This is a genomic window from Rhizobium sp. L51/94, from assembly GCF_019355555.1.
In the GTDB taxonomy this organism is placed as follows: Bacteria; Pseudomonadota; Alphaproteobacteria; order Rhizobiales; family Rhizobiaceae; genus Rhizobium; species Rhizobium rhododendri.
Map to the genome: position 1 here is coordinate 39,847 of NZ_CP072144.1, position 20,620 is coordinate 60,466.

At 61.0% G+C, this 20,620-nt stretch carries 14 protein-coding genes; 2 read left to right on the forward strand and 12 right to left on the reverse strand.

The window, feature by feature from the left end:
• Positions 1-96: 96 nt before the first annotated feature.
• The 11 genes from glgB to J5274_RS26025 form a co-directional block, all read right to left on the reverse strand.
• A complete protein-coding gene (gene glgB, locus J5274_RS25975; RefSeq protein WP_219276083.1) occupies positions 97-2,334 on the reverse strand; it encodes a 1,4-alpha-glucan branching protein GlgB in 2,238 nt (745 codons plus the stop codon).
• Positions 2,331-5,621, reverse strand: a complete 3,291-nt coding sequence (gene treS / locus J5274_RS25980; RefSeq protein WP_142824934.1) for a maltose alpha-D-glucosyltransferase — start codon at positions 5,619-5,621, stop codon at positions 2,331-2,333. The genes glgB and treS overlap by 4 nt, the downstream gene beginning before the upstream one ends.
• Positions 5,622-8,885 carry an alpha-1,4-glucan--maltose-1-phosphate maltosyltransferase gene (locus J5274_RS25985; protein WP_219276085.1) on the reverse strand — a complete coding sequence of 1,088 codons (3,264 nt, stop codon included), beginning with the start codon at positions 8,883-8,885 and terminating at the stop codon, positions 5,622-5,624. It lies immediately after the preceding gene.
• Between the two features lie 241 nt (positions 8,886-9,126).
• A complete protein-coding gene (locus J5274_RS25990) occupies positions 9,127-9,435 on the reverse strand; it encodes a hypothetical protein (protein WP_142824932.1) in 309 nt (102 codons plus the stop codon).
• A 90-nt stretch (positions 9,436-9,525) separates the two neighbouring features.
• Complete coding sequence (locus J5274_RS25995; protein WP_142824931.1) at positions 9,526-10,908, reverse strand: FGGY-family carbohydrate kinase; 1,383 nt, start codon at positions 10,906-10,908, stop codon at positions 9,526-9,528.
• Positions 10,905-11,231, reverse strand: a complete 327-nt coding sequence (rhaM, locus tag J5274_RS26000) for an L-rhamnose mutarotase (RefSeq protein ID WP_142824930.1) — start codon at positions 11,229-11,231, stop codon at positions 10,905-10,907. The genes J5274_RS25995 and rhaM overlap by 4 nt, the downstream gene beginning before the upstream one ends.
• Positions 11,228-12,241, reverse strand: coding sequence for an ABC transporter permease (locus tag J5274_RS26005; RefSeq protein WP_142824929.1), 1,014 nt, complete (start codon positions 12,239-12,241; stop codon positions 11,228-11,230). The genes rhaM and J5274_RS26005 overlap by 4 nt, the downstream gene beginning before the upstream one ends.
• Positions 12,238-13,242 carry an ABC transporter permease gene (locus J5274_RS26010; RefSeq protein ID WP_142824928.1) on the reverse strand — a complete coding sequence of 335 codons (1,005 nt, stop codon included), beginning with the start codon at positions 13,240-13,242 and terminating at the stop codon, positions 12,238-12,240. The genes J5274_RS26005 and J5274_RS26010 overlap by 4 nt, the downstream gene beginning before the upstream one ends.
• Before the next feature lie 9 nt (positions 13,243-13,251).
• A complete protein-coding gene (locus tag J5274_RS26015) occupies positions 13,252-14,787 on the reverse strand; it encodes a sugar ABC transporter ATP-binding protein (RefSeq protein WP_142829302.1) in 1,536 nt (511 codons plus the stop codon).
• Positions 14,788-14,862: 75 nt separating this feature from the next.
• A complete protein-coding gene (rhaS, locus tag J5274_RS26020) occupies positions 14,863-15,858 on the reverse strand; it encodes a rhamnose ABC transporter substrate-binding protein (protein ID WP_111221143.1) in 996 nt (331 codons plus the stop codon).
• A gap of 49 nt (positions 15,859-15,907) precedes the next feature.
• Positions 15,908-16,723 (reverse strand): DeoR/GlpR family DNA-binding transcription regulator, encoded by an 816-nt coding sequence (locus J5274_RS26025; protein WP_142824926.1) that lies wholly within the window; start codon positions 16,721-16,723, stop codon positions 15,908-15,910.
• 198 nt (positions 16,724-16,921) lie between these two features.
• On the opposite strand from J5274_RS26025, the gene J5274_RS26030 reads away from it, so the two are divergent.
• Positions 16,922-19,015 (forward strand): bifunctional rhamnulose-1-phosphate aldolase/short-chain dehydrogenase, encoded by a 2,094-nt coding sequence (locus J5274_RS26030; RefSeq protein ID WP_142824925.1) that lies wholly within the window; start codon positions 16,922-16,924, stop codon positions 19,013-19,015.
• Positions 19,016-19,018: 3 nt separating this feature from the next.
• Here J5274_RS26030 and J5274_RS26035 read toward each other — a convergent pair whose 3' ends face one another.
• A complete protein-coding gene (locus tag J5274_RS26035) occupies positions 19,019-19,177 on the reverse strand; it encodes a YqaE/Pmp3 family membrane protein (RefSeq protein WP_142824924.1) in 159 nt (52 codons plus the stop codon).
• Positions 19,178-19,259: 82 nt separating this feature from the next.
• Between J5274_RS26035 and rhaI the strand changes: the two genes are divergently transcribed.
• Positions 19,260-20,552, forward strand: coding sequence for an L-rhamnose catabolism isomerase (gene rhaI, locus J5274_RS26040; RefSeq protein WP_142824923.1), 1,293 nt, complete (start codon positions 19,260-19,262; stop codon positions 20,550-20,552).
• The last annotated feature ends 68 nt before the right edge of the window (positions 20,553-20,620 follow it).

The following is a 20,620-nucleotide window of genomic DNA, read 5'->3' on the forward strand; positions in this document are numbered from 1 at the left end:
TTCCAGCGGCCGCACCAGACGACGGCGGCCAATACCTAACTCAATAAGTCAGGTATTGGCCACCGTCAATTCCGGGGCATGTTTTGGCCTGCGAACTCAGCGCTCCGGGACGGATGCCTTTGTTTCTGCAGACCAGCGCAGGAACAGCGTAGACAGCGGCGGCAGCATCACCGACAGCGACGCATCCTGGCCGTGCGCCGGAATGTCCTCGGTCCACACGCCACCGGCGTTGCCGATGTTGGCGCCGCCGTAGACGGCTGCGTCGGAGTTCAGCACCTCCGCCCAATGGCCAGCCTCCGGCACGCCGACCCGGTAGCCGTGGCGCGGCACCGGCGTGAAGTTGCAGAGAACCAGCATCATCTGCTTGCCATCGGCCGAGCGGCGCAACATGCCGATGACGGAGTTGACCGCGTCGTCGGGCACCGCCCACGAAAAGCCCTCGCCATGGACATCGCTGAACTGCAGCGCGGCTTCATCGCGATAGAGGTGGTTCAGGTCACGCACGAGACGCTGCATGGCGGCGTGTTGAGGCTGGTCGAGCAGGTCCCAGACAACCGAGGCGTCATGGTTCCACTCGGTTGTCTGGGCAATCTCACCGCCCATGAAGATGAGCTTTTTGCCCGGATGACCCCAGAGGAAGCCGAAATAGGCACGAAGATTGGCAAAACGCTGCCAGTCGTCGCCCGGCATCTTGCCGATCAGCGAGCCCTTTCCATGAACAACCTCGTCATGCGACAGCGGCATCATGAATTTTTCGGTGTACTGGTAGACCAGTCCGAACGTCATCATTCCGTGGACGTATGAGCGATAGACCGGATCCTTCTCGATGTAATCGAGCGAATCGTGCATCCACCCCATATTCCACTTGAAGTCGAAGCCCAGGCCACCGTCTTCCGGCGACTTGGTGACGCCTGGCCAAGCGGTCGATTCCTCGGCGATCATCAGGGCATCGGGGCATCGCTCGTGGACGATGGCATTCAGGTGCTTCAGAAAATCGACGGATTCGAGATTTTCACGGCCACCATATTTGTTGGGGATCCATTCGTCGGCATTGCGGCTGTAATTGCGGTACAGCATCGATGCAACGGCATCGACCCGCAGTCCGTCGATGTGGTAGCGCTCGATCCATTCCAGAGCGCTGGAAATAAGGAAGCTTTTCACCTCGTTGCGTCCGAGGTTGTAGATCAGCGTATTCCAGTCCCGATGAAAACCTTCGCGCGGATCTTCGTGCTCGTACAGTGCGCTGCCGTCGAAACGGGCAAGACCCCAGGGATCTGTCGGAAAATGCGCCGGCACCCAATCGAGGATGATGCCGATGCCTGCCGCATGGGCGCGGTCGACGAAATAGGCGAAATCCTCGGGGGTGCCGTATCGCCCCGTCGGTGCAAACAGGCCAAGCGGCTGATAGCCCCAGGAGCCGCCGAAGGGGTATTCCATGATCGGCAGGAACTCGAGATGAGTAAAGCCCATGTCGCGTGCATAAGGAATGAGCCTCTGGCTGAGTTCCATCCAGTTCAGATGCCGGTTGCCTTCTTCGGGGATCCGGACCCAGGAACTGAGATGCACCTCGTAGACCGACATCGGTGCGTCATCGTCCTGTCGCGCCTTGCGGGAGGCCAGCCATTCGGCGTCGTTCCACTGGAAGGGCGTGCTGCGCGCAACGATAGACGCGGTTGCCGGCGCAGCTTCGCTGGCCCGGGCCACGGGGTCGGCCTTCTGCGCAAGGACAGTACCGCCGGAGTCGATGATCTCGTACTTGTAGTGATCGCCGGGACCGAGGCGCGGCACGAAGATTTCCCACACGCCAGCATTCGGGCGCAACCGCATCGGGTGGCGCCGACCGTCCCAGGAGTTGAAATCACCGACCACGGAAACACGCCGAGCATTCGGAGCCCAGACCGCAAACCGGACGCCGGCAATACCCTCGACGGACATCGCCTGCGCGCCAAGAACCTTCCCGAGTTCGTAGTGATTGCCCTCGGCCAGAAGGTGCAGGTCAAGGTCGCCTAGTAGCGGGGGGAAGGAATAGGGATCTTCCGTCTCCTGGATAGCGTCCGGCCAGTGGATGCGCAGACGATATTCCGGGCGTCCTTCGACTGCACCCGCAAACAGACCATTCTGGAAGACCGGCTGCAGCTGCGCAAGGATCTCGCCACTGCCGGCTGCAATGACGTCGACGGAGATGGCACCTGGGATATAGGCGCGGATCACGTATCCGCTGCCGAAACCATGCAGCCCGAGGACGGAAAACGGATCGCCGTGGCGGCCCTCAACGAGAGCATACAGGGCGTCATGATCTATTCCCGCCAGAAGATCGGCGTTGGCAAGCGTCATAGGTCGTTCTCCAGCAGGCGATCGACAATCATCGACAGGCCACGCAACGGGATAGGAAGCCATTTCGGCCTGTTGCCGGCCTCATAGGCGATTTCATAGGCAGCCTTCCCGATCAGGAAGAGATCGAGGATGCGGCTACGCTGCTCCGACGGCATCGCCAGCTGAGGCGAACTTGCCGAGGCTGCGAAATATTCCTCGAGGAAGCGGACTTCCGCTTCTGCCGTAAACTGGTCGATCATCGCGCGGCGCGTTTCGCCGGCACTGTCGACGAGCACCTGCTTGTCGCTGTCGGCAGACGCGGCCACATAGTTGAGCGAACGCAGGAAACCGGCGACATCGCGTAGCGGGCTGGTCTTGGCACGGCGTTCCTCGAGATCGCGCGTCGGCTCTCCCTCGAAATCGATGATGTAGGCATCGTCCTCCGATACCAGGATCTGTCCGAGATGGAAGTCGCCGTGGATGCGGGTCATCAGGGTGCCGACAGCGGCATCGGCGAGCTTGCCGATAGCCGGAATGATGCGCTCGCGGCGCGACAATACCCGGTCGGCCAAAGCCATCCCGGCAGGATCGAGGCTGTCCTGCGACTGCTCGATGATATCGAGAGCGTTCGAGAGCTGTGACAAGACGCTGTCACGCCATTCGTTCGCGGTCGCCTGATCGACCTTCAGAGGCGCGAAGGCCGGGTTATCGCTCGGGGCGGCAAGGGCTGCGTGCAGTTCGCCAAGGCGGCGGCCAACTACGGCAGTGAAGTCGCCAAGTGGGCGGAACGGATTTTCGCTCTCTGCGTGACGTTCTTCTTCCGAGACCAGCAACTGATCCGTCGTCAGGCGCAGGCCGTCGAGCATCCAGTTCCAGGCATCGCCCTGATTGCGGATGGCGCCCTGGACGATGATCAGCGTGTAACGGTGACCGTCCGCATCGGTACGGGTCACTTCGCCCAGCAGCGGTGCGCTGTGGGTATAACCGACCTCCGTCAGATGGCGGGTCATCTCGACTTCGGGATGCACACCTTCGAATACGTGGCGGATCAGCTTGACCATAGCGAGGTCGCCAATCACCAGCGAGCTGTTCGACTGTTCGGCCGAGAGCCAGACGATGGGCAGGTCGCCGTGCAAAGCGATTTCATCGAGCTTTTCGCTGCCGATGAAGTCGAGAGTGCCGGCCTTGCCCGAAATCGTCGAGCGTTCTGCCAGAGCCTGCAAGGTCGCACGCGCCATACTTTCCATGGCGAAGCCGTCGGTCAGCAGGCCGACGCGACGTCCCTGACGAACGCGAGCGAGCGCCAGCTGCTGGGCGAGAATAGGCGGGTGCATATCATCCCAGGCAAAGCTGAGCGGCAGGAAGTAGCGTTCCGAGCGATCGTCGAACTCGACCTCCAGCTCGGACATGATCACACCGTCTGCAAACGGCATGGGGGTCGCCGCGACCAACATCGCGTTCTTCACCCTCTCTCCCTTGGCGCCAAACCAGCGACGACGAGCGAGATAGGAAGGCAGGATATCGCGCGACAGCACAGCCGCGTTGCGACCGTCTTCCATCAGTTCCAGCAGGTTGTGCTTCAGAACAATGGTGACGAATTCGTCCATCTGCTCCGGTGGCGGAGTGCGCCATACCGGGCCGTCGGTCTCGCCCGCGAGCTTGAACCAGAAGAAGCCATATGGCTGCAGCGTCAGGAGATAGGTCAATTGGCCAATGGGCGGGAAGGCTGACATGCCGGTCATCTCGACCGGTATCCGGCCCTCGAATTCGGAAAGGTCGAGCTCCACCGCCTGCGGCAGGCGAGACAGGTTGACCACACAGAGGATCGTCTCGTCGCCGTACTCGCGCAGATAGGCAAGAATTTTGCGGTTTGCAGGTTTCAGGAACCGGATCGTGCCGCGACCGAAGGCCGTGTGACGACCGCGCAGCGCAAGCATGCGCCGCGTCCAGTTCAGCAGCGAATGGGCGTCGGTGTTCTGCGCTTCGACGTTGAGTGCACCGTAGCCATAGATCGGGTCCATGATCGGCGGCAAGACGAGCCGTGCCGGGTCCCCGTGTGAGAAGCCACCATTGCGATCGGGTGACCATTGCATCGGCGTACGCACGCCGTCGCGGTCACCGAGATAGATGTTGTCGCCCATGCCGATCTCGTCGCCGTAGTAGAGGACCGGCGTGCCGGGCATCGACAACAGCAGCGCATTCATCAGCTCGACGCGACGGCGGTCACGCTCCATCAATGGCGCCAGCCGGCGGCGAATGCCAAGATTGATGCGGGCCCGACGGTCCGAAGCGTAGGTGTTCCAGAGGTAATCGCGCTCCTCGTCGGTCACCATCTCGAGCGTCAGTTCGTCATGGTTGCGCAGGAAGATCGCCCACTGGCAATTGTCCGGAATATCCGGTGTCTGGCGCAGGATGTCGGTGATCGGGAAGCGGTCTTCCTTGGCAATTGCCATGTACATGCGCGGCATCAGCGGAAAGTGGAATGCCATGTGGCACTCGTCGCCATCGCCAAAATAGTCCCGCGTGTCTTCCGGCCACTGGTTCGCCTCGGCGAGCAGCATCTTGCCGGGATGGCTCTCGTCCATGGCGGCACGGATCTGCTTCAGGATCGCATGCGTCTCCTCGAGATTCTCGTTATTGGTCCCCTCGCGCTCGACGAGATAGGGGATTGCGTCGAGGCGGAAGGCGTCGATGCCCGTATCCAGCCAGAAGCGCATCGCCTTCATCAACTCGTCCATGACAGCCGGATTGTCGAAGTTTAGGTCAGGCTGGTGCGAATAGAAGCGATGCCAATAATACTGGCCAGCCGCCGCATCCCAGGTCCAGTTCGACTTTTCCGTATCGATAAAGATGATCCGGGTTTCCGGGAACTTCTGGTCCGTGTCCGACCAGACGTAGAAATCCCGTTCCGGCGAACCCGGTGCTGCCAGCCGCGCACGCTGGAACCAGGGGTGCTGGTCGGAGGTGTGGTTGATGACCAACTCGATGATGACGCGCATCCCGCGCTCGTGCGCACCGGCAACGAACTCGCGGAAGTCGTCCATCGTCCCGTAGTCGGGGCTGACATTGGTGTAATCGGCAATGTCGTAGCCATCGTCGCGGCGAGGCGAAGGGAAGAACGGCAGCACCCAGATGGCGGTGACGCCGAGAGCTGCGATATAGTCAAGCTTCTGGGTAAGGCCCTGGAAGTCGCCGATACCATCGCCATTGCTGTCGAAAAACGACTTGATGTGCAGCTGGTAGATGATGGCGTCCTTGTACCAGAGCGGATCCTGGCCAAGCTTTTCGTTGATGATGATATTGTCCATTTAAATCTCCCGAACACTGCTACGCCAGATGGAAAAGGGCACGCCCGGCTCAAACCGGAGATGTTGCCGCTTGCCTGTCCAGGTCATTCGATTGCCATGCATGAGGTCTTCGACGAAAAGGCTGCCGTTATCTGGAAGGCCCGAGGCCCACAGCGGAATTTCGACGTCGGCTTCCTGCACGTTATGAGGGTCGAGGCTGACCGCCACGAGCACGACGTTGTCTCGACTCGGCGTCGCCTTTTCGAAGAAGAGAATGTTATCGTTCCAAGCCGGCAGCAGGGTCAGGCCCAGATGCGAATGCAGCGCCGGATTGTGCTTGCGGATGCCGTTCAGCCGGGTGATCTCGGCGATGATGTTGCCCGGTCGATCCCAGTCCCAGGCCCGAATCTCGTACTTCTCGCTGTCGGCATATTCCTTGCGCTTGGCATCCGGACGGCCCTCGCAGAGCTCGAAACCGTTATAGACGCCCCAGAGACCCGAAAGCGTGGCAGCGAGTGCAGCACGGATCAGGTAGGCGGAGCGCGGCGCGTTCTGCAGAAAATCAGGGTTGATATCGTGGGTGTTGACGAAGAAATGCGGGCGGAAGAAATCCTTCGGCGCCGTTTCCGTCAGCTCGCGCATATAGGCCTCCAGCTCCCACTTGGCATTGCGCCAGGTGAAGTACGTATAGGACTGGGAGAACCCGACCTTGGCGAGGCGGTACATCACCTTCGGCTTGGTGAAGGCTTCCGACAGGAACACCACGTCTGGATGTCGGCTGCGGATATCGGCGATCATCCACTCCCAGAAGGGGAAAGGCTTGGTGTGCGGATTATCGACGCGAAACAGCTTCACACCGTGATCGACCCAGAGCTGGACGACATCGCGCAACGCGGTCCAAAGCCCCGGCACAGCGTCCTTGGCATAGAAATCGACGTTGACGATGTCCTCGTATTTCTTCGGTGGATTTTCCGCATAGCGCACGGTCCCGTCCGGCCGCCAGTCGAACCAGCCCGGATGCTGCTTCAGCCATGGGTGGTCTGGCGAGGCCTGGATGGCAAGGTCGAGTGCGATTTCCAGGCCGTGCTCGTGAGCCGCCTCGACCAGCCGATCGAAATCGGCGAAGGTACCGAGTTCAGAATGGATGGCATCGTGGCCCCCATCGGCAGCGCCGATGGCGTAGGGGCTGCCCGGATCCTGCTCCGACGCATTGAGGGTGTTGTTGCGACCCTTGCGGTTCGTCTTGCCGATTGGATGGATCGGCGGGAAATAAAGAACGTCGAAACCCATCTCGCGGATGGCGGGCAGACGGCCGATCACGTCGTCGAATGTGCCGTGACGGTTCGGATCGCCGCTCTGCGAGCGTGGAAAGATCTGGTACCAGCTGGCAAAACCTGCTGCCTGCCGTTCGGCGTCCACCGGGTACGCTGCGCTGCGCACTTTGAACGGGCGGTGATCCGCCTGTTTCATCAGCGACGATGTTTCGCCAGCCAGCAAAAGCTGCACGCGAGCCTTGTCGTCCGCCTTGGTGAGACTGTCCGCTAACGTTTCAAGCCGCGTGGCGATATTGCCGCTATTCTTGGCGATCGCAGACTTGACGAGACCGAGGCCTTCCTGAAGTTCAAGCTTCAGGTCGAGCTTGGCGTCGTTCTTCTTCACGAGTTCGTAGCGGAAGATGGCAAACGGGTCGCGCCAGGCTTCGATGACGAATTCATGCCGGCCCATGCGCTGAAGTTCGAATTCCGCCCACCAGCGATCATTGCCGATCAACTGCATGCGGACTTCCGACCAGGAGTCCTCATCGACGGCGCGCCACAGGAGGGATGCCGAGAGCGGATCGTGGCCATCGCCGAAAATGTCAGCCTCGACACGAACTGTCTGTCCGACAGTGGTTTTCACCGCGAAGCGACCGTCATCTACCGACGGCGTCACCTCTTCTATCGCCAGTCGTGGCGTCGCGGCAGCGTCCGTCGCCGGCAGGTGAGCTTGCGACAAAATCGCCTTGCTGGCCTTGCCCTCGAATACCCTGACCTCGCCGGGAAGCAGACTGATGATTTTCTCAGCGTCCAGCGTCGCGCCATCGGCCAAGCTCAAAAGTGGGAGGAAGCCAGCCGAATTTTCGGAAAGCATTCCCACTGGCAACAGCGCAGATTTGCGCAGGTCGCTATTGACTGCAATCAGCCTCTGCGTGCTGGCAAAGCGCGCATCGGCGGCGTCTGAGCGGATGAGGATGGAGACCGGCGTCGACGAGCCGACGACCACGCGGACCGACTGTCTTTCGAACGCCGCGTTCTGCTTCTGAAGGTTTGCATTGACCCGCCGGACCTCGCCCGAAAGGTCAAGAAGACCATCGTGACGCAAGGAGGAGATGCCGCGTCCGTTGCCGGCCGTCATGTCGAGGGCGAGAGACGCGCCGAATTCGAACCCCATCGGTATCAGCAGACCGTCGCCGAATTCAGCTGCTATCAGCAGTGCACGACGCGCTTTGCGCTCGATCGTCTCCAGGTCTTCCGCACCATGGGCGATCCGGCGACCGAACGGTGCTTCTGGAAACGCAATGTCGAGACCGATTGCGCGGTGAAGATCATGCTCCTCGACGATCCAATCGCCACGCTGGTCCCACCAGCAGATAGACGAGAAGGCACCGTCAAATCCCGCGCTTTGCAGAGCGCGGCGGACAGAGAAGGCCGTGCCCGGGGTCCAGGCATAGAAATGGGTGTCTGGCGCAATCTCGCGGGCAGCGCTGATCAACCGTGTGCAGGCAGATGAAGGTACCCTGTCGATGCCGAGGCAGCGGAAGCCCGAAATGCCAACCGATACCAGTGCATCGAGACGGACCTGCCATTGGCGCAGGTTTTCCTCCTCCGCCTCGCTGCCGGTTGAAAAGTGCTTGGCATGCCTCTCCTCGGGCGAAATGCGCGGATCGGAAACTACGCCGCCGTTCGTCGATTCTACAGTTGAAATGCGATCTATGACGATGTCGATCATGAAGTTGAGGCCGCGTTGGCGGGCCGCGGCGGCGAGGGCCTGAAGCCCCTCGACGGTATTCCCGAGGCTTTGCAGCGATGGCGTCAGCCGATCCGGGTCGCTGGGAACGAACACGCTTTCGCCCGGCAGTGTCAGGAACGGCGGGGCTGAAAGGACGGTGTCGAAACCCAGGGCTGAGGCGTGATCGAAGACAGCCGACCAGGCGCTCATGCCGTCGAGCATCAGGGGATGGACGTAATAAATGCGTGGTGGTCGACGCCGTGTTTGCTGATCGTTCCGTAAGGTAGACGCTTGCATCGTTCTCGGCCCCGCTGGCCGAGCCGGAGGGCTGCGACCGGATTTTGGTTTGCCAAGTGGAACGGTAGGCAGCCTCCATTGTTCCGCCGACGAGCAGGTTTATCCTCCGGCAGAAACTTTTCGGGCGGGCAGGAAAATTGATTTTCAGGGCATATTGGCCTGGAGCGTCAGCCATCTGCGGAATTCTGTCCGCATAGCTCCGAAGTCGTTGCGCTCACTTCAAGAAATAGCGCAAAAGCCTTCAGTGAATAACGATGGGGTGGCCGGGGCAGATCGCCTCGCCGATCATCTGGTCCATATGCTCATCAGCCACTTCGACCAGCGAAATTGCGATATCCTCGGGTTTCCAGCCTTCATCAAGGGCCTCACGCACCACCCTTTCCACCGCACGGCGAAGAGACTCCCGGCAGCGCCAGTTGCTGTCGTCGGCAAGCAGCAGAGGGTTCTTCGGCGTTTTTGGCATAGCGTCCCCTAGCGCGAGGCCTTGGTTTGACGGGTCGTTGCTGTCTTGATCGATACGCGGCGCCGCCATGGCTGCCAATCGTCTCATATACTATCTGTGGTAACCGCCACTCTTGGCAAGACACGAAGACGCAATCCCGGCCAAAATCGCCGACGGCGGGGAAGTGCAACGAGGAGGCTAGCGCTGGCGCGTGCGCTGATGCCATAGCGCGCTGTAGTCATCGAGCGGGGGCAGGGGGAAACCGGCCTGGGCCCGCACGGTCAGACCCGCCGGCGCAATGCCCGTCAGCAGTGCAGCACCGAGGCTGGTGCCCGTGGAGCCCGGCAGCGCGACGACATCGAGGCCGGTCAGTGCGGAGAGCGCCGCTATATAGATGCGGTTGAGCGCGAACGGTCCTTCGACGACAATGCTGCCGCCGGCGCCGATCAGATCGAGGCAGGCCTGCGTCATGAGGGCGAGATACAGTCCGGCGGCAGCACACCGCTCTGCAAGTGTCGCCTCCGCGTCGTTCAACCATTGCATTTGTGCGCCGGGAAAGGGACCTGAACCGGGGACCACGTTTGGTAACAGCATCAGACGTCGCTCGATGACGGCACTCACCGCCTTCTCGGCATCCTCGGGGGCGACATCGCCGAACGCTCTCGCCAGCACTTCGAACTCCCGACCGCCCATGAACCGCGACGAGGGAACGGCGCGACCATAGGCGTCCACATTGGCGAGCGTATCGCGGCCAGGATCGAGCCCGTCCATATCGCCGCCAACCGCAAAGCTGACCACCCATGTCCCGGTCGAGACTACAGTGAAGGGTGAGGGGCGGCCGATCAGGTGTGGCAGCAGCGAAGCGTTGCTGTCATGGATGCCGCAGAAGACAGGAATTTCACCGCCAACTCCGATCTCGGCGGCAATCGAAGCAGAGATCGGCCCAAGGACATCGAACGCCGAACGGATCGGCGCCATTTTGGCACGGATGCCAAGCAGGTCAACGAGCGGCGAGTAGTCTGAGGATGCCGGCAGCCACAGATCCGTATGACAGCCGAGCGATGTCATTTCGTTGGCAGCTACGCCGGTCAGCCGCCAGGCCCAGTATTGCGGATAGGTAAGAATGGTCGCAACCCTGGCAAAGGCCTCGGGAAAGACCGTCTTCTGGTAATGCAACTGCGCACCGAGATTAAGGCCGACGGCAAGCGAGGGCGAGAACGTTTCGGCGAAATCCGGGCGCAGAGCGAGGTACTCCGCGCGAATGGCCGGGTCGTAGGGATGCTCATAATCCAGCACGGGCAGCGCGAGCGCGCCCTCGGCATCGAGCAATGCGGCACAAGCCCCATGGGTGGTGATCGACACAGCATCGAAACCCGGCGCAACCGCGAAATCGGCCAGCGCTTTCATCGTGAAGCGCCACAAGGCTTCGATATCGTAGTGGGGATAGGGGCCGTCTTGCAGTACGCCGTTGCCGGTCTTAACGACGGCGACCTCCCTACCGGTCCGGGCATCGAGCACGACCACCTTGGCATTCGTCTTGCCGATGTCGAGGACGGCGATGCGCCGGAAGGCCGCGCTCATGGCAGATGAAAGAGCGTCACGAGATCGCTCTGCTCAGGCGAATTATCCGGATTGGTGGCCATGATATCGGCCATGTGCGCCCACCAGCGCTGCATCACCGGGTGGGCCGGAAGGCTCGCCATCGTGTGACCCTTCGGCCGCGTCAGCACGCCGAACAGCGTGTTGGTTTCGCGGTCGAGATGGATGGAATAGTCGCTGGCCCCGGAAATGTGTAGCAAGTCGACCAGTTCCGGCCAGATCTCGTCGTGACGCCGGCGGTATTCGGCTTCCATGCCGGGATTGAGCCGCATCTTGAAAGCGTACTTTTCGAGTTCGCCGGTCATTTGCCGCCCATGGCCTTTATGCGCCGCACGATGATGGGCAGCGCGATGGTGATAATCAGCAGCAGGCCGATGAAAATCGACATGACGATGCCGGGAACATTGAGCAAGCCGAGGCCGAAGGTGACGAGACCCATGACAAAGGCAGCAATGACGACGCCGCCGATAGTGCCGGAGCCGCCGAGGATGGACACGCCGCCGAGCACGACCATGGTCACCACTTCCAACTCCCACCCTTGCGCTATCGACGGCCGCGTCGAACCGAGCCGCGAGGTGAGGCAGACCGAAGCCAGGCCGCTCATGACGCCGGTCAAAAGGAAGAGGATGAACTTTATCCGCTCGACCGGAATGCCGGAGAACCTCGCTGCAAACTCGTTGTTTCCGATCACATAGACCTGCCGTCCGAAATTGGTGGCATGCAGCAGGATGGCAAACAGGATCGCAAGCACGAGGAACAGCACGAACTCGAATGAGAAAACCCAGACGACGTAACCCTGTCCGAAGAAGGCGAAGTCCTCGGGATAGCTCCCGAACGCCTGGTCCCCGAGGACGATGTAGGAAATGCCGCGAAACAGGCTCATCGTGCCGATGGTAACCACAATAGACGGCAACTTTAGCACGGAGACCAGAATGCCGTTGAACAGCCCACACAGCAGCCCGACACCGAGGCCGATGGCAACCAGCCCGACGGTATCGACGCCGGCCTGCGCCGCATAGCCCATCGCCGTCGAGGCAAGCGCAATGATCGCTGCCACCGACAGGTCGATTTCGCCGGCAATGATCAGCAGCGCCATGGCAAAGGCGATCATCGCCTTTTCGGTGAAATTGTATGTCGCGTCCGAAAGATTGTAGGCGTCTAGGAAGTAAGGCGAGGCCAGCGAGTTGAAGATGAAGATCAGGATGGCGACGCCAAACAGCAGCACCTCCCAGCTGGCCATGATACGCCGGAAGGGCGTTCCCAGCCGGTCGGGAATGGCGCGTCGCTCGGTCTGTGTCTCGGGAACGGCACTCATGCTGCCACCTCGTTGGTGATGGTGTCGCGGGCCGCCTTGTCGCGCAGGATGATACGGCCGCGATTGCGTTCACGGCGCGCATTGAAGACGACGGCGAGGATGATGACGGTGCCGGAGATCGCCATCTGCGTGAACGGCGAGATACCGATCACAGGCAGCGCGTTCTTGATGACGCCGAGAAACAGTGCGCCGAGCACGGTGCCGGCCACAGAGCCGACGCCGCCCGCAATCGAGATGCCGCCGATGACGCAGGCGGCGACGCTGTCGAGCTCGAAGCCGTTGGCAATATCGACATAGGCGACCGCATAGCGCGACACCCAGAGATAGCCGCTCAGGCCCGCCAGCGCTCCCGACAGCACGAAGGCAAAGAAGCGCGTCCTGCCGACATCGACACCGGCATAGACGGCAGCAACGGCATTGCCGCCTGCGGCATAGGCGGCGCGGCCGAAGGGCGTGAATTTCAAAACAAAGTATATGAGCGCGACGACAACGATACCGATCCAGCCGAGCACCGGCAGGCCGAATATCATCGTTCGCGGGACGTTGAGAAAGACCGGCGTCATCTGGTGCGCGTTGACCCACGCCCCGCCCGACAGCACGAAAGCCATGCCGCGATAGATAGTCAGCGTGCCAAGGGTAACGACGATCGGCGGCATTTCCAGCGCCCAGACGAGGTAGCCGTTGATAGCGCCGAGTGCTGCACCGATGACGATGGCGACCAAGATGAGGGCCGCCAGCGGAATGCCGGGGAAGCTGGAATTCAGCATGGCAATTGCCATGCCGGTCAGCGCAAGGTTGGCGGCAACAGACAGGTCGATGGACTTGGTGAGGATTACCGTCATCTGGGCCAGTGCCAGGATGATGAGGATCGAGGTGTCGTTGAAGATGTTGGAAAGGTTGCCGGGCGCGGCGAAACCCGCGGCGCGGGTGGAAAAGCCTGATATCATCACCAGAATGATGATGAACAGCAGCGTTTCGCGCTTTTTCAGGAGACGGGACATGGGTTTATCCTAAACATTGCCGGTGGCAGCGCGCACCAGGGTTTCCGGCGTCAGCGCATCGCGGTCGAACAGGCCTGCCGACAGGCCTTCCTTCATGACGAGCACCCGGTCCGCCATGCCGATGATTTCAGGCAGCTCCGACGAGATCATGATGATGCTCAGGCCCTCGGCGGCCAGTTCGCTGATGAACTGGTGGACGGCAGCCTTGGAGCCGATATCGATGCCCTTGGTCGGCTCATCGAGAATGATGACCTTCGGCAGCGTCGCCAACCATTTGCCGATCACCACCTTCTGCTGGTTGCCGCCCGACAGCGTGCCGACAGGCACGGACAGGGCAGCCGCGCGCAGGTCCAGCCGCTCGGCGTATTTGCGGGCCAGTGCCAGCTCGCTCGCAGCGTTCAGGAAACCCTTGCGCGATGTGCGCACCAGAGACGGCAGCGACATGTTCTGGAAAATCGGCATCGGCAGAGCCAGCCCATGGCGGCCGCGCTCTTCCGGCACGTAGACGATGCCGGCCCGGATCGCATCCAGCGGCGAGCGAATGGCAATCTCCTTGCCGTCAAGCGTCAGCTTGCCGGAAAGAGGTTTGGTAATGCCGAACAGCGACTGGCAGAGTTCCGAGCGGCCGGCGCCGATGAGCCCGTAGATGCCGAGGATTTCGCCACGACGGAGCTCGAAGGAGATGTCGCGGAATTCCGTCGCATGGCAATAGCGCTCGACGGCAAGGACCGTGGCGCCGATGTCGACGGCCATCTTCGGAAAGGCATCCTTGACGTCGCGGCCGACCATCATGCGGACGATCTCGTCCTGCGGCGTGTCCTTCAGACGGCCATGGCCGACGGCCCGGCCATCGCGGAAGACGGCAAAATTGTCGGCGATCTCATAGACCTCATCGAACTTGTGGCTGATGAACAGGATCGCCTTGCCCTTCGCCTTCAGGCCCTCGACGATGCGAAAGAGATCGTCGATCTCCTTGCGCGAGAGGGCGGCCGTCGGCTCGTCCATGATGACGATGCGCGCCTCGATGGACAGCGCGCGGGCGATGGCGACGAGATGGCGCTGGGCAATCGACAGGTCCTTCAGGCGGATCGTAGGATCGATGGCGCTTTCGAGCGAAACGAGCAGCGCCTTGGCGCGGCTGTTCATCGTCTTCCAGTCGATCGTCCGCCATGCCGTGCGCGGCGCGTGGCCGAGAAAGATATTTTCCGCCACCGTCAGTTCGTCGAACAGCACGGTTTCCTGGTGAATTGCCGTAACGCCGGCGTCGATCGAGGCCTGGGCGCTGGAGAACGTTGTTGGCTTGCCGTCTACAAGGATCTCGCCTTCGTTCGGACGGTAGATGCCTGTCAGGATCTTCACCAGCGTCGACTTGCCGGCACCGTTCTCGCCGATCAGCGCCGTCACCTTGCCGGGATAGAGCGCGATACTGACGTTATCGAGCGCCTTGACGCCCGGAAAGATCTGCGAAATTCCGCGCATTTCCAGGATCGCCGTCTCCGGCGCTGGCGGGCTATCCACGACGGGGTATTGAAGGGCAGCAGTCATCAGCGGTCTACCGGTTAAGATTTCCAGTCCCGGCGGCACGGTGCCGCCGGGTGGTGAGCTTTGGCTGAGAGCCGATCAGAAGACTTTCGAGAACTGGTCGATGTTGGACGCGTTGTAGACGAAGGGATCGGACATGGCGGCTTCGCCCTTGTCGTCGACCTTGATCTTGCCCATGCGGCCGGCCGGGATTTCGCTGCCTGGCGCACCCTTGGTCTCACCCTTCACGAGGCGGTAGGCGATCTGTGTGGCCGAATAGCCAAGGTCGATCGGATTCCAGATGGCGAATTCCTTGGTTGCGCCGGACTTGATGGCGCCGGCCATTTCGGAGGGCAGTCCGAGACCGGTGACATAGACCTGGCCGATCTTGCCGGCATCCTTGACAGCCTGCGAGGCGGCGAGAACACCCACGGTGGTCGGCGCAACGATGACCTTGACTTCAGGATGCGAGGTCAGGATGCCCTGCGCTTCGCGGTAGCTCTTGTCCGACAGATCGTCGCCGTAGACGGTCGTGACGAGGGTCATGCCCGGAAAGTCCTTCATCTGCTTCTTCATCTCGGCAATCCAGATGTTCTGGTTGGTCGAGGTGGTCGTGGCAGACAGGATGGCGAAGTCACCCTTGCCGCCGTCGAGATGATCCTTGACCAGCGTCAGGCACATCTTGCCGATCAACTCGTTGGACGACGGGTTGAGCTGCAGGATACGGCCGGCCTTTGCGACGCCGGAATCGAACGAGATCACCTTGATGCCGCGCTGGGCCGCCTTCTTCAGGGCCGGTACGACAGCATCGGGATCGTTGGCCGAGATGGCGATGGCATCGACGCCCTGGGCGATCAGCGAATTGATGACTTCGATCTGGCCTTCGGCCGTCGTCGTGGTCGGGCCAGTATAGATGACCTCGACGCCGCCGAGTTCCTTGGCTGCTTCCTGAGCGCCCTTGTTGGCCGCTTCAAAGAAGCCGTTGCCGAGCGATTTGACCACGAGGCCGATCTTGATGTCTTTGGCGTTTGCCGTGCCGGACATCAAGGCTGCGACCAGCGCAACGCCGATCGCCAGTTTCTTCACAATATGCATGTCTCTTCCTCCCGAGTTGATTGGTCTGCGTCACGCCACGCCGGTTCGATTATGCGACCGACGAGGAATCCTCCCTGCCCGACTGCGATGCCGCGACGCTCGCAATCACGAGCCCCACGCCTGCGTCTTCGATCATTCTGACGGACTCCTCCGAGATTCCGTCGTCGGTGATAACGGTCGTCACCCGGTCGAGCGGGCACAAGATCAGGCTCGACCGGCGATGGAACTTGCTGGAATCGACCATGACAATCAGTTCGTCCGCCTGATGCATAAGCTTTTGTTCGCTCTGGATGATCAGCGCATCGGCCTCCATGATCCCCAGCGGGCCAACGCCCTGGGCACCGATGAACATCCGGCGGGCATAGAAATTGCGCGTCGTGTCGTTGTCGAAGGGCGAAAGGATCAGGCTCTGCTCGCGGTAGATCGCGCCGCCCGGGACCGTCACCGAATTTTTCGAATGCTTGACCAGATGCTCGGCGATGGCAAAGGAATTGGTCATCACCTGCAGTCGATGGGCGGCCATGAAATGCACCATCTGGAACGTCGTCGTACCGCCGTTGATGATGATCGCATCGCCGGGGTCGCAGAGCTCGACAGCCTGGCGGGCAATTGCGCGCTTCTTGTCGATATTGACGGATTCGGACACACGGAATGGACGGCCAGCGAGATTGCCCAGCTGCGGCGGATGCACGGCCTCTGCACCGCCACGGACGCGGCGAATCTTGCCCTGTACGTGCAGGGCAGCAATATCACGGCGGATCGTCGCCTCGGAAGCCTCGGTCAATTCGGCAATATCCTGAATTGTGACGACCGACTTTTCCTGGACTGCGCTGATGATGATGCGATGGCGTTCGCGTTCGTGCATCGTCCCCTCCTGGCGCCGTTTATTTCTTAACGGTGACAATGTGTCAATCAGAAACGATCATAAAATTTCATATTGCGCCGCAGCATAACCGAATATGATCGTTTTCGATTGACAAAGAGAGTTTCAGTGAGCGATACCCTCGCAACAATGGGCGGCAAATTACGATCAGAACGCCCGGATACGACATGGGAGGAAGACATGGCTGATATCAGGCTTCTCGATAATCGTTGGGACGATAATTACGCTGCCGGGCTGGATGAGCCGGGCAAGCTGCTCTACCGCTCCAACCTGCTCGGTGCCGACAAGCGCATCACCAATTACGGTGGCGGCAACACGTCAGCCAAGGTGATGGAAACCGATCCGCTCACCGGTGAGAAGGTCAAGGTGCTCTGGGTCAAGGGTTCCGGAGGCGATGTCGGCACGATCAAGCTCGATGGTTTCGCCACTCTCTACCAGGACAAGCTCGACGCCCTGAAGGGCCTCTACAAGGGTCTCCATGACGAGGACCGCATGGTTGGCTTCCTGCCCCATTGCACTTTCAATCTCAACAGCCGCGCCGCCTCGATCGACACGCCGCTGCATGGCTTCGTGCCTTTTACCCATGTCGACCACATGCACCCAGACGCCATTATCGCCATTGCGGCCTCCAAAAGCTCGAAGGAACTGACGCAACAGATCTTTGGTGACGACATCGGCTGGCTGCCTTGGCGCCGGCCGGGCTTCCAACTCGGCCTCGACCTCAGTGCCTTCGTCAAGGACCATCCGAATTCCAAAGGTGTCGTGCTCGAAAGCCACGGCCTCTTCACCTGGGCTGATGACGCCAAGGCCTGCTATGAGCTGACGCTCGACATCATCAACAAGGCAATCGTCTGGTTTGCAGCAGAGACCGAAGGAAAGACGATTTTCGGCGGCGCGGTGACGACGAGCCTGCCGGCAAGCGACCGCCGCGCCATCGCTGCCAAACTGATGCCGGAAATTCGCGGCCGCATCGGCAAGGCAGAGCGCAAGCTCGGCCATTTCGATGACCAGGATGCCGTGCTCGAATTCGTCAACTCCAGGCATCTGGCACCCTTGGGTGCGCTGGGCACGTCGTGCCCCGACCATTTCCTGCGCACCAAGATCAAGCCGCTCATCGTCGACTTCGATCCTTCCATGCCTGACGTCGATGCGGTCATTGCCGGTCTCGACAAGGCACTGGAAGACTACCGCGCCGATTACGCCAGCTACTACGAGAGCTGCAAGCATCCGAATTCCCCAGCCATGCGCGACGCCAATCCGGTGATTTTCCTCATCCCCGGCGTCGGCATGCTGTCTTTTGCCCGCGACAAGGCGACCGCCCGCATTGCCAGCGAATTTTACGTCAACGCGATCAACGTCATGCGCGGCGCATCGACGGTCTCCGAGTATCAGGGCCTGCCGGCGCAGGAAGCATTCGACATCGAATACTGGTTGCTAGAGGAGGCCAAGCTGCAGCGCATGCCGAAGCCGAAGAGCCTTGCCGGCCGTGTCGCCTTCGTCACCGGCGGTGCTGGCGGCATCGGACGCGCCACAGCCTCGCGGCTGATAGCAGAGGGCGCATGCGTCGTGCTCGCCGACATCGACGAAGCGGCGCTTGAAGCAACAAAGGCTGATTTCGCAAAACAGTTCGGCGCCGATACGGTGCGCGGCGTCAGGCTCGATGTCACCAAGGAAGAGGGGGTCATTTCCACCTTCGCCGACGCCTGTGTCGAATTTGGCGGCATCGATATTCTCGTCTCGAACGCCGGCATTGCCTCGTCGGCACCGATCGAGACCACCGAGTTGTCGATGTGGAATCGCAACATCGATATTCTGGCGACCGGCTATTTCCTGGTGTCGCGCGAGGCCTTTCGGCTGTTCCGCAGGCAAAATCTCGGCGGCAATGTCGTATTCGTCGCCTCGAAAAATGGGCTTGCCTCGTCACCGGGTGCGGCAGCCTATTGCACGGCCAAGGCGGCAGAAATCCACCTTGCCCGCTGCCTGGCGCTAGAGGGTGCAGACGCCGGTATCCGCGTCAACACCGTCAACCCGGACGCTGTGCTGCGCGGTTCCAAGATCTGGAATGGAGAATGGCGCGAGCAGCGTGCGGCTTCCTCGAAGATAGAGATAGACGATCTCGAGGAGCACTACCGCAAGCGCTCGCTGCTAAAGCTCAACGTTTTTCCGGAAGACATCGCCGAGGCAATCTACTTCCTGACGTCGGACGCGTCGGCCAAGTCGACCGGCAACATCATCAACGTCGACGCAGGCAACGCGCAGGCTTTCACCCGCTGAGGGCTATTTCCGGAGGATCACCCAGAGGGCGTGGATAATGCCCGGAAAGTAGCCGCAGAGGGTCAGCAGGATGTTGAGCCAGAATTGCAGGCCGAGACCGACCTGCAGGAAGACGCCAACCGGTGGCAGGAAGATTGCGAGCAGTATGCGTATGATATCCAAGGTCGCCTCGTTCATGAATTGGGAGTTCGGGCGGTAGAACGCAGGGGGAGCCCTTTTGTTCGCCGCACCAAGGGAGGATTTTATGGTTGAGCTGAAGATCGCGCAGGATGTCGTTGCGCAGGAGAACGAAAAACGTGCCAGCGCGCTGGACGCCGACTATCAGGCGCTCGGCGCCAGCCTCGATCGCCGTGGCATCGACATCGAGGCCGTCACGCAGAAAGTCTCCGAATTTTTCGTCGCCGTGCCGTCCTGGGGCGTCGGCACCGGCGGCACGCGCTTTGCCCGCTTCCCCGGCACCGGAGAGCCGCGCGGCATCTTCGACAAGCTCGACGACTGCGCGGTCATCAACCAGTTGACCCGCGCAACGCCGGCTGTGTCGCTGCATATCCCGTGGGACAAAACCGACGTCCGCGATCTGAAGGCCAAGGGCGAAAGCCTGGGACTTTCCTTCGACGCGATGAATTCCAACACCTTCTCGGACGCGCCCGGCCAGGACCACTCCTACAAATACGGTTCGCTCAGCCATGTCGACGCAGCAACGCGGACGCAGGCAATCGAGCACAACATCGAATGTATCGAGATCGGCAACGCGCTCGGCTCCAAGGCGCTGACCGTGTGGATCGGCGACGGTTCGAACTTTCCTGGCCAGAGCAATTTCACCAAGGCATTCGAGCGCTATCTCTCGTCCATGGCAGAAGTCTACAAGGCGCTGCCGGACGACTGGCGTATCTTTTCCGAGCACAAGATGTACGAGCCGGCCTTCTATTCGACCATCGTCCAGGACTGGGGCACCAACTACCTGATCGCCCAGACGCTCGGTCCAAAGGCTTTCTGCCTCGTCGATCTCGGCCACCATGCGCCGAATACCAATATCGAGATGATCGTCGCGCGGCTGATCCAGTTCGAGAAGCTCGGGGGCTTTCATTTCAACGATTCGAAATACGGCGACGATGACCTCGACGCCGGCTCGATCGATCCCTACCGGCTGTTCCTGGTATTCAACGAACTGGTCGACGCCGAGCACCGTGGCGTCAAGGGCTTCCACCCGGCGCACATGATCGACCAGTCGCACAACGTCACCGACCCGATCGAAAGCCTGATCTCCAGCGCCAACGAAATCCGCCGCGCCTATGCCCAGGCATTGCTCGTCGATCGCACTGCGCTATCAGGCTATCAGGACGCCAACGACGCGCTGATGGCATCCGACACGCTGAAACGCGCCTATCGCGCCGATGTCGAGCCGATCCTGGCCGAGGCCCGCCGCCGGGCTGGCGGCGCCATCGATCCGGTTGCGACCTATCGGGCCAGCGGATATCGCGCGATGGTCAGCGCCATCCGGCCGGCGTCTACCGGCGGCAGTGGCGGGATCATCTGAGAGCCGTGGAGATACACTTCGCCCGCTGCGATATCCCGGGATAGGCTACCTCCGGATGTGCCGAAAAA